Genomic DNA, 12,487 nt, shown 5'->3' with positions numbered 1-12,487 from the left:
ATTAACTTTTAAGGTTGAAACATACCAAACAAGGGCATATACATATATTCTAGAAAGGGGTTGAAATCAGTAATGAGCAAAAAAAAAATTTTAGTTGGTACTTTTGTGATGGTCCTTTTACTCGTTGTATTGGTACCGAAATTGATCAGTTATTGGAATGAGAAGAATGACTACTCAAACAACATGGTTACTTATTTTTCATTGGCGGAATTTTCAATTCTTGATAAGTATGTTGAGGGAGATACTTATTTTTTGAAGTTAAGTATTGATAGTGAGTATTTTGATTCTAAATACAAATTGAAAGGTAAAACCAAAGAATATTCCCTTGGGAAGAATATAGACTTGTTCAATAAAATCGATCTGAATAACCCCATAAAGTATACAGGGATTCAGTTAGAATCAATAATCCCTTTAAATAAGATTAATCAAGAAGAAAAATCTAATCTACAACGTGATCCTATTAGTGTAATCTCAAAAGATGAATATAATGACTTTATTACTATCATTGATGTCTATTAAATTTAATGACTTTATTTATACTATTGATATTTTATAAATTAATTCAAGAGTTTCCTTAACCGGGCACTCTTTTTTTGTATAGTTTTTACTAAACGAGGTTATTACCAAAACCGATTAACATGAGAGGAAATCTGGAAATCAACGGCTAACTGGTTATTTAACTTCTGTTAAGTTTGAGTTATAATATAATTGTAATAATTTGGTATATTAATTAGATATTTTGAAATAAAGCAATAATCACATGTGTTTTACAAAGGGGAATTAATTCAATATGGAAAACTAAATTTAAAGGAGGATACTCAATGAAGCCAATATATTTTAGCTTAGCAGATGAAGATAAGAGCTTTATGTTGGAATTATATATAAAATATCATCCACTAATTAAATACAAAGTTTACGATACAGTTGGAGACTCTGATGTTGTGAATGACTTAACTCAAGAGGCCCTGCTTAAATTAATACCGAAAGCTTCTCTTTTACGCACCTTAGATCGTTACAGAATAGCAGCTTATGTTACTAACACAGCAAAACATGTTTGTTTTGATTATATTCGTAAAGAGGCATGTCGTAACAAACATTATGTTGTTGGACCAGAAGAAGATTTTGTAGCCCAGATTCCAGACTTAATGGTTAAAATAGAAGAAAACTATGTAAGAAACGAGAGAATTCACGAGTTAAAGAAACTAATGCTTCAACTATCAGAAAGGGATAGAAGATTATTGTATTATAAATACAACTTGGGATTGAAAGACAAGGAAATTGAAGCGGTACTAGGGATTCCTCAGAATCACGTACGACAATATGTTGCCCGTGCTAAGCAACGAGTACTTAAAAAATCACAAAATGATAACGCTTGCAATTTTCGGTAATAATACCTTATATGCGTTGAGAAGTACGTTATTAACAATACATTTATCTGTTTAATAAATAGCTACTTTGCCCGAAGCTTCTAGAGCTCGGGCTATAATTATTTTAACCAAAGTAATCCATTCAGCGAAGGGCATTAAATGAGGCTTCCGTTCGTCGGATGATGGTTTATATAATCATTAGTAGAGTTGATGTTGGTCTGAACAATATCCAATTTTTCAGTTTATCCGTTTTTAATAGCTGTGTGTTGTTCAGTGTTTTCTAATGCCACAGTAAGACGTGGTAAAGGTATACCTAACTTTTTGGCTTCTCTCACAACTTCAAGTACTGCAAAACTGGACTTACTATTATTGTATTCAATGAAAAGTCGGGGTAAGCTGCCCTTTGAAAAAATAATCTTGTTAAACAGTGTGCCGAGAAGTGCCGGTGGGATCTTGGTCAACAGTAGAGTAATCGCGTCCATCTTTGCGCCTCTTGCTTTAAGAACAGGCTTCATTTCCCGCATACTCTTGCCGACATTTGCGAATGAGTCACTATGATTCAAGAGTGCTGGGAAACTTCCTCGTTTTAACATCTCGGTCTCCATCGCCGCATTCATGGCATAGTGATTCCATAACCAGCTTTGCATTTCCTTGATCCAATTGATTTTAAAATGGGCGCTTTCAAATAGTTCTTTGACCTTGTTGTTTATCTGTTCCGTGCCTACCCGTGGTTTTTCCAGAAATATCATTTTTAAAAAGCCGCCCCTAAGCTTATTGTCCTCAATGCCGCCTCCTGCTCCTGGGAACCCAAAGACAACATTGTTCATAGACAGGGGCAAGATTGATGATTTTAAATCCTGCCAAATATTATTGAATATTAGGATCGGGGTTTTACCAGCGGTAGTCGATAGTAATTTTGCTGCTTCGGGAAGTTGCTCCGTGTTGACACTCGCAATAATGAGATCGTAATTTGGGCTTATCTCCTCATGCAGCTTGACTTTCCAGCTTTCTTTGATTAACTGTCTCCCTCTTCGTGCGTCCCACATTTCAAGCGCTATATGACTTCCGAACGTTTCTTTTCTCCCTTTTCTAACGTAAAACTCAACGGTATGCCCTGCCTTCTCTAAAGCCCACGCATATTGGGTCGATATTACACCTCTACCAAAAAATAAAATTCTCATCTTAGCCTCCTAAATATCCATATTCATCCTTGTTGATGATCCAACAACGTGTTGTATAATGTATTGTATAGATTCACTATACGGTCATCAACCATCAGATTTTTAATATCTGTCGTATAATCAATTGAACAGAAAATGGAGGTAAATAATGAATAAGCAACCTGAAATCACGGACAAAACAAGGCAGACATTCATAAATGTATTCTGCGATTTATATAGCCGCAAACCAATCGAAAAAATATCCATTCAAGAGATTGCTAACCAATCAGGATATAATCGGAGTACATTTTATCAATATTTTACAGATATCTATGAGTTGTTGGACTGTGTTGAAGAGCGTATTTTGAAATCCATTAACGAGGAAATGGCAGGCAGAGAATTTTCTACACATACTTTCCAAGATGCACTTCAATGCTTGGAAAATGCAGAGGATATTTCAGTTCTCAAAGCTATTTTGGGCGACTATGGTTCTGTACATTTTGTGGAACGCTTGAAAAGAGAAATTCCCTTTGAGCGATTAATTGTGGATTTTCCAACAGATGATGTCTTGGCACCATACATCATCGAGTTTTACATATCAACATTAATATCTATGTTTCGCCTTTGGATACACAGAGACAAAGATCTGTCGTCGGAAGAATTGATCAAGCTAATAGATAGTCTATTTGCAAAGGGGATAACACCGTATCATATCTTTGGCACGGTCAATCCGCAGCGCTCTAATCCGAATGAAAAGTAAAGGGGACGAGGAGAAAGAGAGTGAGGGACTTACTGTAACAGAATCCCTTATACTAGGGGAGCTTCCCTAATCATTTTGCAAGAGCCTTTTCTGGTGTGGCATCTAAGGAAGCTTTCAACAATCGGAGCCACATCCTATTAGGTTATTGTGCCGTCAGCACTCATCCCATGTGGAGAGTGTAGCGATGATGGTTAGAAAGCTAAACATAAATAGAAGGGGTTCGAGAATTTATATGATTCTCGAACCCCTGCTTGTCTTTTTTTCAATACCATCCATAACTACAGAAGTCTAAAACTAACCATCATTCCAGGCGGTCATTAATATACGTGCACATCCGTACCAACAACGGACTTGTTTTGCACGGAATTGCCAGCTAGAAATACCTTTTGCAGATCAGGCAGCTGGCTTAGGGTCTCGATATTGGAAATGGCATTGTTCTCGAGATGAAGCTCTTCTAAGGACTGCCACTTACTCATGAATTCCAAAGAATTCAAATTACTGTCCTGCATGGTGAAGGAACGCAGAGCGGACAGTTTGGCAAAGTAAGGCATCATTTGGTCAACTTCACTAACAGAGGTATTATTCATGCTAAAATATGACTGGTCTAAGGTCAGATGTTCAAGTACGCCGTTCTCTGCGGCCGATTTTTGTTCAAAATTCAGTCTGCACTCGGAGCAAATCAGAGATTTAACCTGCTTCAAACGAAATAAGGCATCGCTCTCCTTGTACAGTGAAGAGTCATAAATGTTTAGGGTCTGTAGGTGTGGCAAACTGTCCAGGGCACCAAGACGGGTTACTTCACTGACCTCCCAGAGGGAAAGCTGTTCCAGTTTCGGGAATTTCCCTAGCGCAGCCAGATTTAACTCCCCACTTCCGCCACGGAGCGTCAGGCTGGTGGCGGCGGGCGCTTTCAACCCGGAGAGAAAGGAACTGGGCACTTCCACTCGCCCCACATTAGGCAATGTCAGCGCTTCTGCATTCTCATAGTAACCGGACAACGTTAATTCCCGCAGAGAGGACAGGCTATTGATGGCCTTTACCGAACCAAGCTGACTTAGAGAAGCCAGGCGCAGTGTAGTAATGGATTTTTTGCCGGTCAAGCGCTCCAGGCTGGAGAAGTTTACATTTTCAATATCTAGCGTTTGTAGAGCAGGCATGTTTTGCACAAAGTCGATGGACTTTACATTCGTTAAAAAGGACAAATGAAGCTCCTGAAGCTGGGTCAATGCATACAGTGGCTGCAAGTCTGTGGTTTCACTGTAGTTGATGGATAAGGAGGTCAGCCCCGTCATGGACGACAACCATCCCAGTTCATCGACAAAGGTGAGCGACAGGGACTTGAGCGGCAGTTTATTCAACAGAAATAAATCCGTTACGGACTCATCCACATAGGTGATGGATAAAGAGTTCAGATTGGGAAATTCCAGAAGTAAGGCTAATTCCTGATTGCTGCGAAGCTGAGTGGAAAGCTCCGTAATTTTAGACTTATCGCCAAAGTAGCCCGAAAATGTACTGAAGGATTCGTTAAAAGCGCCTCCATAACTTTTTAATCCGGACATATGGGCCAAAGTAGTTTGGTCCGTCTGGGAGATCTCATAAGTATTCGTCAGGTCCAATGCCGTTAGTCCCGTAAAAGCTTCAAAATCTTTCTGATCAATCTCCTGTGTATTCAGTCTCTTGTCCTGAGTAACATAAGTGATCTTCTTGGCCTGTTCATCGCTGAAGGGATCGGAGAAGCTATATGTAAACTGCCATTGGTCATTATCCGAATGTTCTACGGTCAAATAGCGAATACGAGCCAGTTCCTCCTCTGTAGGCAAGGCAGATCCTTTATCGAAGATATCCCGCAAAAAGGAGAGCAGAACCTCGCTTTCGGGCATCTTTCGTACAGGCAGATTGGCTTCCGTTTTTGGATAGGTAGAGCTGTTGCTATAGTAAAAATAAGTACCGATTGCACCAGTTAGGACGAACATCAGTATCAGCAATAGTTTTATGGAGACAGCCTGCTTTGGCGGTGCCTTTGGGGGTGTTCCGTGGTAATGGTTAATGGTCTGATCCACATAGTAGACATGATTTTGTTTCAATAAAAGCTCTGTTTCACAATAGGGGCACTTTAAAACCTCATCCTTCTTGTATTCAATTCTTCCGTTGCAATTGGGGCAGTTTAGCGGAATAAACGCCACGAATGTCCCCTCCTTCATTATGATGGTCATAAGATCATGCTGAACGGTCATCTGATTTCATTATACCTTGTGAATTTACGTTTGATGAGAGAAAGAGGTTTCACATAGTGAAGGAGCAGGGTATTCCTGCTCCTTTTTGGGCATTTTTGATCTTTTTTGAATTATGACTAACGGAGCACATTATTAAATCCATTTACTAGGCGATCGATGTAATCGGATGTTTAACTTGCACAGGGTAGAGGTTTTCACCATTGGTTCTTACAAATAAACCTTCATTAGTGATCGAACTTTGTAGATCGGTACCTTGATCATCTGGAGTGAAATGAAAGGTTACTTTCTCCGTATCTTCATCTGCAATCTGTTGCAAGATATCTTTCATCTTAGTTTCGTTTAAGCTAACAACGTCGAAGAGGTCGATATGATTGTCTTCTTTCTGATAAATAACAATGACGTTTTCGTTTTCCAAGTAATAGATATCATCACTAAAAACATTCAGGCAATAAAACATGAATATGCCTTGAGCATGATGGGTTGCAAAATGTTGAGATACAGGAACTCTTTCCGATGATAATTTTTGAATAAGACTTAAATCATCTGGGTTAGCTACATTTAGTTTTCGAATGCTTGCAGATTGCATTTGGTTCGCTGTGAAGTCCATTGAAAATAGATGTTCTTCCACGGGCCCAAATCCAAATTTTGGGTAAAAATCAAGAACGGATTCATTCGCAAAAAGGTACATATAATCGCACTTGTTCTCGTACTTCTCTAAAATCTTGTTCATTAATTGCGCAGATAGTCCTCTTCCTCGGTAGTCAGGGTGTGTCATCACCGTGCCGATTTGAATCGCTATTTTCTTCTCTCCATGAATGATAAGTTCAAGGACATTGACTGAAGCGTTGGCAACAACTCGATCTCCATCAACGAATGAGAAAGGGATGTATCCTTCGCCCCAATATCCTTGTTGATACCAACCTTCAAAATGTATATCAAAAGTATCGGCAGCAAGTTTGAAAAAACTGTTCCGAAGAGTGTCATTGTTTTTATAATTTTGCGTAAAGATTAAATCTTGCATGGTATTCTCCCCTTCCGAAATATTATTCAGCAAATACTATAAAAAGCCTCTTTTAACACCGCATTTAAACAAACCTGGCGATGTTGGTTAAGCAGGAGTTGTAACAAGAGAAAGTGAAGTTTGGATGGAAAGAGACGTGAATTCGCGTCTTCTTTTTTGCATGCTACATAGGATAAGCTTAAATGCAATTGCGTCAGTGAACTGTTTTTCACTATTCCCTACTCTTGGTCCATCAATTTACGGCAAAATGCACGACTGCACTATATAACATTTTGGTACGTATAGGGTCAAACGTCACTTGATGTTGAACTTGCTTCACTCGCAACATTAGTGCTTTATTAATTTCAATTCGTTCTTCCATCGCTCGTGCCAATTCATGAAAGTCATAAGCCTGTAAGCATTCGACTTTATCTTTAATCATATCCAGTGAAATTTCCATGTTTGATTCAGGCCTCCTCCAAATTACGATTTGCAGGTTAAATGCCTGCCGAGCTTCATTTTAGAGGAGCTTTTCGAGTTCCGCAAGCGTAAGCATGCTGAAAATTAAATATAGACGTGATAAAATCGGGAAAGGGCTTTTATGAAATCACCGAACTTTCAATAATCTGATGATCTAATGGAAGTAATAACAGATACTGATGTTTGAACGAAGTTCATTTGCATGGTATAAGTGAATAGGCAAGCAGATGCATGAATTACGATTTTTTTATTATTAATGAGGGCATAGACTGTCCTGGTAGGTATAGAGGAGTTTTGGATATGACAAAGGAAAACTTTTGGCGTGATTTGCCACGACCATTTTTTATACTGGCACCGATGGAAGATGTGACGGATGTTGTGTTTCGGCATGTCGTAAGTGAAGCGGGCAGACCGGATGTGTTTTTTACGGAGTTTGCGAATACAGAGAGTTATTGTCACCCGGAGGGGCACCATAGTGTGCGCGGGCGGTTAACGTTTACAGCGGACGAACAGCCGATTGTGGCTCATATCTGGGGAGATAAACCTGAATTTTTTCGTGAGATGAGTATCGGGATGGCAAAAGAAGGCTTTCAAGGCATCGATATTAATATGGGGTGCCCTGTAGCCAATGTAGCTGAGAATGGTAAAGGAAGCGGATTGATCTGCCGTCCCGAAATTGCAGCCGATATCATTCAAGCAGCGAAAGCCGGGGGGCTACCTGTCAGTGTAAAAACAAGACTCGGTTTCACAGCTGTAGACGAATGGCGAGACTGGTTGACCCATATTTTGCAGCAGGACATTGTGAATCTGTCCATTCACCTGAGGACGAGAGAAGAGATGAGCAAAGTAGATGCTCACTGGGAACTGATCCCTGAGATTAAGAAACTTCGTGATGAGATAGCTCCTAATACTCTGCTGACGATTAACGGGGATATTCCTGACCGTGAGACAGGCCTGAGACTCGCTGAGCAATATGGTGTGGATGGCATTATGATTGGACGCGGTATATTCCAGAATCCGTTTGCTTTTGAGAAGGAGCCGAAGGAACACAGTAGTGAGGAGTTACTTGATCTGCTGCGGCTGCATCTGGATCTTCATGATCAATATTCAGGACAGGAGCCACGTTCGTTCAGCGCATTTGCTCGTTTCTTTAAAATATATGTCCGTGGATTCCGAGGGGCAAGTGAACTTAGAAACAGCTTAATGAACGCCAAGTCGACAAGTGAAGTGCGTACATTGCTTAATGAATTTGGGAGCAAGGATCAAGATGAGGCGGAGGAACATGGGATTTAAGTTTCAAAGTTTGGAGAAAGAGAACGGACGATGAGTAAAGCTTATTTCGGTTTGAGAAAGCGTCATACTCTGGTAAACATACAAGCAGAGATTAAAGAGCTACTCTATTTAGAAGTGCTTTCGAAGTGTTGGTTAGGAAAGATTAGTAGTTATGATGTATTGGCTGACTATAAAGAAAAGAAAAGAAAAGAAGCGGGAGCTATTCCGCTTCTTTTTTAGGTGTTTTACTTCTTTTTTAGCCCTATAACTTCAGCCGTAACACTTCATTTTACAATCTGTCCACTGACAGGATTCAGGAACTCCAATGCCGTCTATCCTTGGAAAATTATCGCGTATATTCCGGTTGGGCCATCGCGACCGGCTGAGGATTCGCGAGTACCCATAACACCGCCAACTCGGATAATCTGGCAGGAGCATCATAATCTGATCCATTACGAAGCCTATTGGCTAAATCTGTTGTCTCTTGGAGAAGTGCCGGGGCGAGTGGCGCGCCAGTGCCGAGGTGACGAATCAGTGCATCCAGCATCTTACGATACTCCGCATCCCAGTTTCCACCGCCATTATCCAATACTTCATGGGACACTCGCCCTGTGATGCGGATGACCTCTCCTTGTACCGTTTGCGCATGGCCCTTGGGTGGAATGAGATACTCCCACAGCTCTTGATGCTGTTTGGGCCAAGTGGTTGCTTTTACTTGAATGGAAGACGCTCCATCGTGCTTGATCCGATTCGCTACCGGCTCGACATCAAATAGTCGATACAGCTTGAGAAGCGCTTTCGACACTTCGTCAACACGGTCCTCATTATATTTGTCCCGGACGAATTCAAAATCCTTGCCGATTCGCTTCACCGACTCTTTCATAGCCGAGGTGACTGATGCGCCGGCATCCAGCAGAATCGCGGAAATCTCCGACAGGTTGACAATGTCTCCATTTCGGCTATTCACTAATCCCTTAGCTAATGGGGTATTTCCCTGTTTATTCTCAATGTTGATATTAGCCCCTCGGGTTACCAACTCTTGAACCACTTGGATACGGTACGAATTGACTGCTGCGTGCAACGGTGTCTCATTCTGGTAATCCACAGCGTCCATCTCCGCACCCAATTCGAGGAGTAAGGTTACATTTCCTGACCAGTGTGCAGCGTGGGCGTGTAATGGCGTGCGTTTATATTTGTCACGTGCGTTAATATCGGCTCCTTGCTCCACCAGCCAGCGGATTAATTCATCCGAAATATGCCGGAAGCTGAGGGCTGTACCTTTGCTATAGCCCCCGCTGGCATCCCATTCACATTGCTCAAACACTTCTTTTACAGCAGCAATATCATTATTCTTAATAAGTTGCTCTATATGAGCGGGTAATGTTGTCTTCTTCTTAGTCATTAAAGTATCCCTCTCCTTCTGAATAACATCGTATTTACCAATGATAGGCAATGAGAGACTGATAGAAAGCAGATAATTTTCTGCAAGTTTATCACATAGGGGAATTCAAAACCAATAACTGGATTCAACCGTCTTATTTGAGGAACAAAGTAAGTATTAGAATCTGATTCTAAATCGGTATAAGACTTCGCTTGGTGTGGCTGTGTTATAATTTTAGATGAGTGTACATATTGGAGATGGGTTGAAAAAAAGATATTCGAAATGATCGCCGCAATGCGTGCGGTGGGCTTTTGAAAATAGGAGGATCTATGTCCTGGAGCAAATTGAAGCAACAACTGGAGAGTTTCCTTAGTCCCGCGTTAGTTGGAAGAGTGGAGTACCGTGCTACCAGCTATCGGTATTCACCTGATAAATCAGGCAATTGTTACATTACCGTAGATAAAAAGAACATCCTTAATATGAATGATGCAACAACTCCGATTCGCTGGTATTTGTCCGATCAGGAGATCAAGAATGACCCCAATATTGTGATTCCTGTGAGCGATGAAGAAATTGAAGCTATCCGAAAAGAGTCCAAAGGGCCCATTCCCGAGGATCGTCTTCAAATCATGGCAAGAAGCAGAAAAATCTCCGTACATGCCAAAGAGCTTTTGTTGGCACAGGCTGCACTCAGTAAATCGAATTTTACTGTTGCAGCTACGACGTTTTTATCTACTTCAATAGAAGATAATCTGGAGAGCAAGGATATCTTGTTCAATATTCTGGCTTTGATGGATAGACGAGTTGGCAAAAAGCGAATTCTGAACATGTCCGAGCAGATGAAGTTAAAGCATTCAGCCGTACAGTATTTCTATGAATTACGGCGAAGTACGTTGTGAAATTCAATCACTTTTATGATAGAGCACACAGTGTCAGAAATGTTCTCACTAAAATTAGCTTAACAAGTGGATATACGAGCAAGTAGACGGCGCCTTCTGTAAAAGGAATAGTCTACTTTTTTGGCATGTGAAGCAGCGTACATGAGAAAGTTTTTTGTTGACTGTTATAGCTTTTAGCTATAACTAGTTATGGTTTTTAAGTATCTCTTCTAACTGCTCCCGGCGTGATATGATAATTGTATACAACGAGGGGGTTATTTACATGACTGATAAGTTCCAGATCGTAGGAAGTTTATTGCGGCCGGACGAGCTGCTGAAATATAAAACGAAAATTGAACATAATGACGAGATCCAATATCCGTTCTATGAAAATTACGAAGGATATGAGAAGTGCGAGACTGAGGCTATCCAACAAGTTGTCGCCAAGGAAATTGAACATAACCTGTCCATTATTACAGATGGCGAATTCTCCAAATCGATGTGGCATTTGGACTTTGTATGGGGATTTGGCGGAGTGGAGCGTTACATCGCAGATCACGGTTATTTCTTCCGGGATGTGGACGGAACTTCGAAGTATGAGACACGCAAAGACATTGGGCTTCGAATCACGGGTGAACTGAGTGGCAAGAATCATCACTTTATTCAACTGTTCCAACAGCTTCAAGATACGGCAGGAGACCAGCAAACGAAACTTTGTGTACCATCTCCATCTCATATCTTTGGTGAGCTTTCCTGGTCGGATAACATTGGCGGTACGAATGCTGTATATCAGAACATACAGGAGCTCAAAGCGGGTCTTGTGAGCGCCTATAAAGATTTTGTGGAGGAATTCGCTGCGGTGGGCGGCAAAATCCTGCAATTCGATGATTGCTTGTGGGAGCTATTTGCAGACGACAACCCGAACTCTCCTTTTACAGGGGAACATATTAATCAAGATGAAGTACAGGGTCTTGCTACCGAATTCATCGATATTAATAATACCGTGATTGACTACGGTCATAGCCTGGGCTTGAAAATGTGGACACATAACTGCCGCGGCAATTATGATTCCCGCAACATGGGCGGTGGATCGTATGCCAAAATCGCTAATCTGTTCCTCAAGCAATTGAAGTATGACCGTTTCTTCCTGGAGTGGGATGATGATCGTGCGGGTTCGATTGAAGCTTTGGAAGTGTTCAAGGACAGACCTGAAACGGAAATTGTACTCGGGTTGCTTTCATCCAAAACGAGCACACTCGATGATGAAGCGCGCGTTGTACGTTTGCTAGACGAAGCTTCCAAAATCATCGATAAGGATCGACTGCTGCTTTCTCACCAATGCGGCTTTGCGTCCTGTGATGGCGGTAACGAATTAAGCGAAACTCAGCAATGGGCGAAGATTGATCAGGGGCAGAAGATTGCCAAGCAATACTGGGGTACCGATAGATAAGCCGAACAAAAGTGTTTCTAAGTGGTGACCTTTTCCCGGATTCAGATCGGGAAAAGGTCGCCTTATTTGTTTGCGGAACCCATTTCCGTGCGGACCCTTCACTCCGCGCCCTGCATTTACCTCATGAGCAATTTCATTCCGTACAGATGACGAGCCGGAAGAACCATTTACACTTTGTCAGGCTGCATCAGGAGCTTCCCGTAAAGCTGTCTTATGTGAACCGAAATTTCATTTATGAAATGCTGCTCGGGCAGTTTAAGGTGGCAGATCAATATCTGCCGCAAGATTATGAAGATATTGATCCCTTCATCATTCGTTCGCATGAAAAAGGCAGACGATTGGCGGTAGGATATATATCCCCGCAGTTGGTGAACAGTTGCCTGCTGGATTTAACGCAGAACCCATAGGACGCCTGGGCAAGACAGCTGTTTATGGCATCACACGTCAGGACATCCATCAGCCAACATAAATGAGTATTGATACGATCGGCGGTTGCATAATAAAA

General features: G+C 41.3%; 13 protein-coding genes. 8 read left to right on the top strand and 5 right to left on the bottom strand.

The genetic code is table 11. The annotated features are described in order from the left end of the window. Positions 1-72 precede the first annotated feature (72 nt). Both C0Q44_RS01375 and C0Q44_RS01370 read left to right on the top strand, forming a co-directional pair. Positions 73-519, top strand: a complete 447-nt coding sequence (locus tag C0Q44_RS01375) for a hypothetical protein (protein WP_105405728.1) — start codon at positions 73-75, stop codon at positions 517-519. A gap of 302 nt (positions 520-821) precedes the next feature. Continuing rightward, positions 822-1,388 (top strand): RNA polymerase sigma factor, encoded by a 567-nt coding sequence (locus C0Q44_RS01370; RefSeq protein ID WP_105405727.1) that lies wholly within the window; start codon positions 822-824, stop codon positions 1,386-1,388. A 221-nt stretch (positions 1,389-1,609) separates the two neighbouring features. Here C0Q44_RS01370 and C0Q44_RS01365 read toward each other — a convergent pair whose 3' ends face one another. After that, a complete protein-coding gene (locus C0Q44_RS01365) occupies positions 1,610-2,548 on the bottom strand; it encodes a ketopantoate reductase family protein (protein ID WP_105405726.1) in 939 nt (312 codons plus the stop codon). Between the two features lie 148 nt (positions 2,549-2,696). On the opposite strand from C0Q44_RS01365, the gene C0Q44_RS01360 reads away from it, so the two are divergent. Beyond that, positions 2,697-3,287, top strand: coding sequence for a TetR/AcrR family transcriptional regulator (locus tag C0Q44_RS01360; protein ID WP_105405725.1), 591 nt, complete (start codon positions 2,697-2,699; stop codon positions 3,285-3,287). A gap of 317 nt (positions 3,288-3,604) precedes the next feature. Here the strand turns inward: C0Q44_RS01360 and C0Q44_RS01355 are convergent, their stop codons facing one another. The 3 genes from C0Q44_RS01355 to C0Q44_RS01345 form a co-directional block, all read right to left on the bottom strand. Continuing rightward, entirely contained in the window at positions 3,605-5,371 is a 1,767-nt protein-coding gene (locus C0Q44_RS01355; RefSeq protein ID WP_258166117.1) for a leucine-rich repeat domain-containing protein, read from the bottom strand. A gap of 295 nt (positions 5,372-5,666) precedes the next feature. After that, on the bottom strand, positions 5,667-6,542 hold the full coding sequence (locus tag C0Q44_RS01350) for a GNAT family N-acetyltransferase (RefSeq protein WP_105405723.1): 876 nt from the start codon (positions 6,540-6,542) through the stop codon (positions 5,667-5,669). Positions 6,543-6,774: 232 nt separating this feature from the next. Then, a complete protein-coding gene (locus C0Q44_RS01345; protein ID WP_105405722.1) occupies positions 6,775-6,981 on the bottom strand; it encodes a DUF2536 family protein in 207 nt (68 codons plus the stop codon). A 320-nt stretch (positions 6,982-7,301) separates the two neighbouring features. Between C0Q44_RS01345 and C0Q44_RS01340 the strand changes: the two genes are divergently transcribed. Together C0Q44_RS01340 and C0Q44_RS01335 are read left to right on the top strand one after the other, a co-directional pair. After that, positions 7,302-8,294, top strand: coding sequence for a tRNA dihydrouridine synthase (locus C0Q44_RS01340; RefSeq protein WP_105405721.1), 993 nt, complete (start codon positions 7,302-7,304; stop codon positions 8,292-8,294). A 30-nt stretch (positions 8,295-8,324) separates the two neighbouring features. Further along, positions 8,325-8,513: a hypothetical protein gene (locus C0Q44_RS01335; protein ID WP_105405720.1), complete on the top strand. Its 189-nt coding sequence runs from the start codon at positions 8,325-8,327 to the stop codon at positions 8,511-8,513. A gap of 106 nt (positions 8,514-8,619) precedes the next feature. Here C0Q44_RS01335 and C0Q44_RS01330 read toward each other — a convergent pair whose 3' ends face one another. Next, the gene (locus C0Q44_RS01330; protein ID WP_105405719.1) at positions 8,620-9,675 is read right to left on the bottom strand and encodes an ankyrin repeat domain-containing protein; all 1,056 of its coding nucleotides are present in this window, start codon (positions 9,673-9,675) and stop codon (positions 8,620-8,622) included. Positions 9,676-9,983: 308 nt separating this feature from the next. Here C0Q44_RS01330 and C0Q44_RS01325 point away from each other — a divergent pair, with 308 nt between their 5' ends. The 3 genes from C0Q44_RS01325 (at position 9,984) to C0Q44_RS01315 (ending at position 12,389) form a co-directional block, all read left to right on the top strand. Then, positions 9,984-10,553: an SF0329 family protein gene (locus C0Q44_RS01325; protein ID WP_105405718.1), complete on the top strand. Its 570-nt coding sequence runs from the start codon at positions 9,984-9,986 to the stop codon at positions 10,551-10,553. A gap of 262 nt (positions 10,554-10,815) precedes the next feature. After that, positions 10,816-11,982, top strand: a complete 1,167-nt coding sequence (locus C0Q44_RS01320; RefSeq protein WP_105405717.1) for a cobalamin-independent methionine synthase II family protein — start codon at positions 10,816-10,818, stop codon at positions 11,980-11,982. A gap of 11 nt (positions 11,983-11,993) precedes the next feature. After that, positions 11,994-12,389 (top strand): hypothetical protein, encoded by a 396-nt coding sequence (locus C0Q44_RS01315; protein ID WP_105405716.1) that lies wholly within the window; start codon positions 11,994-11,996, stop codon positions 12,387-12,389. Positions 12,390-12,487: the final 98 nt, after the last annotated feature.

The sequence above is a fragment of the Paenibacillus sp. PCH8 genome (assembly GCF_002968835.1).
Lineage (GTDB): Bacteria > Bacillota > Bacilli > Paenibacillales > Paenibacillaceae > Paenibacillus.
Note: the sequence above shows the minus strand (reverse complement) of the source record. Positions and strands in the feature narration are given on the sequence as shown.

Bases quoted from the DNA above. Each gene is read 5' to 3' on its own strand.
- C0Q44_RS01345 (WP_105405722.1), bottom strand. From the start codon at position 6,981: ATGGAAATTTCACTGGATATGATTAAAGATAAAGTCGAATGCTTACAG.
- C0Q44_RS01335 (WP_105405720.1), top strand. From the start codon at position 8,325: ATGAGTAAAGCTTATTTCGGTTTGAGAAAGCGTCATACTCTGGTAAAC.
- C0Q44_RS01375 (WP_105405728.1), top strand. From the start codon at position 73: ATGAGCAAAAAAAAAATTTTAGTTGGTACTTTTGTGATGGTCCTTTTA.
- C0Q44_RS01340 (WP_105405721.1), top strand. From the start codon at position 7,302: ATGACAAAGGAAAACTTTTGGCGTGATTTGCCACGACCATTTTTTATA.
- C0Q44_RS01350 (WP_105405723.1), bottom strand. From the start codon at position 6,542: ATGCAAGATTTAATCTTTACGCAAAATTATAAAAACAATGACACTCTT.
- C0Q44_RS01325 (WP_105405718.1), top strand. From the start codon at position 9,984: ATGTCCTGGAGCAAATTGAAGCAACAACTGGAGAGTTTCCTTAGTCCC.
- C0Q44_RS01365 (WP_105405726.1), bottom strand. From the start codon at position 2,548: ATGAGAATTTTATTTTTTGGTAGAGGTGTAATATCGACCCAATATGCG.
- C0Q44_RS01330 (WP_105405719.1), bottom strand. From the start codon at position 9,675: ATGACTAAGAAGAAGACAACATTACCCGCTCATATAGAGCAACTTATT.
- C0Q44_RS01360 (WP_105405725.1), top strand. From the start codon at position 2,697: ATGAATAAGCAACCTGAAATCACGGACAAAACAAGGCAGACATTCATA.
- C0Q44_RS01320 (WP_105405717.1), top strand. From the start codon at position 10,816: ATGACTGATAAGTTCCAGATCGTAGGAAGTTTATTGCGGCCGGACGAG.
- C0Q44_RS01370 (WP_105405727.1), top strand. From the start codon at position 822: ATGAAGCCAATATATTTTAGCTTAGCAGATGAAGATAAGAGCTTTATG.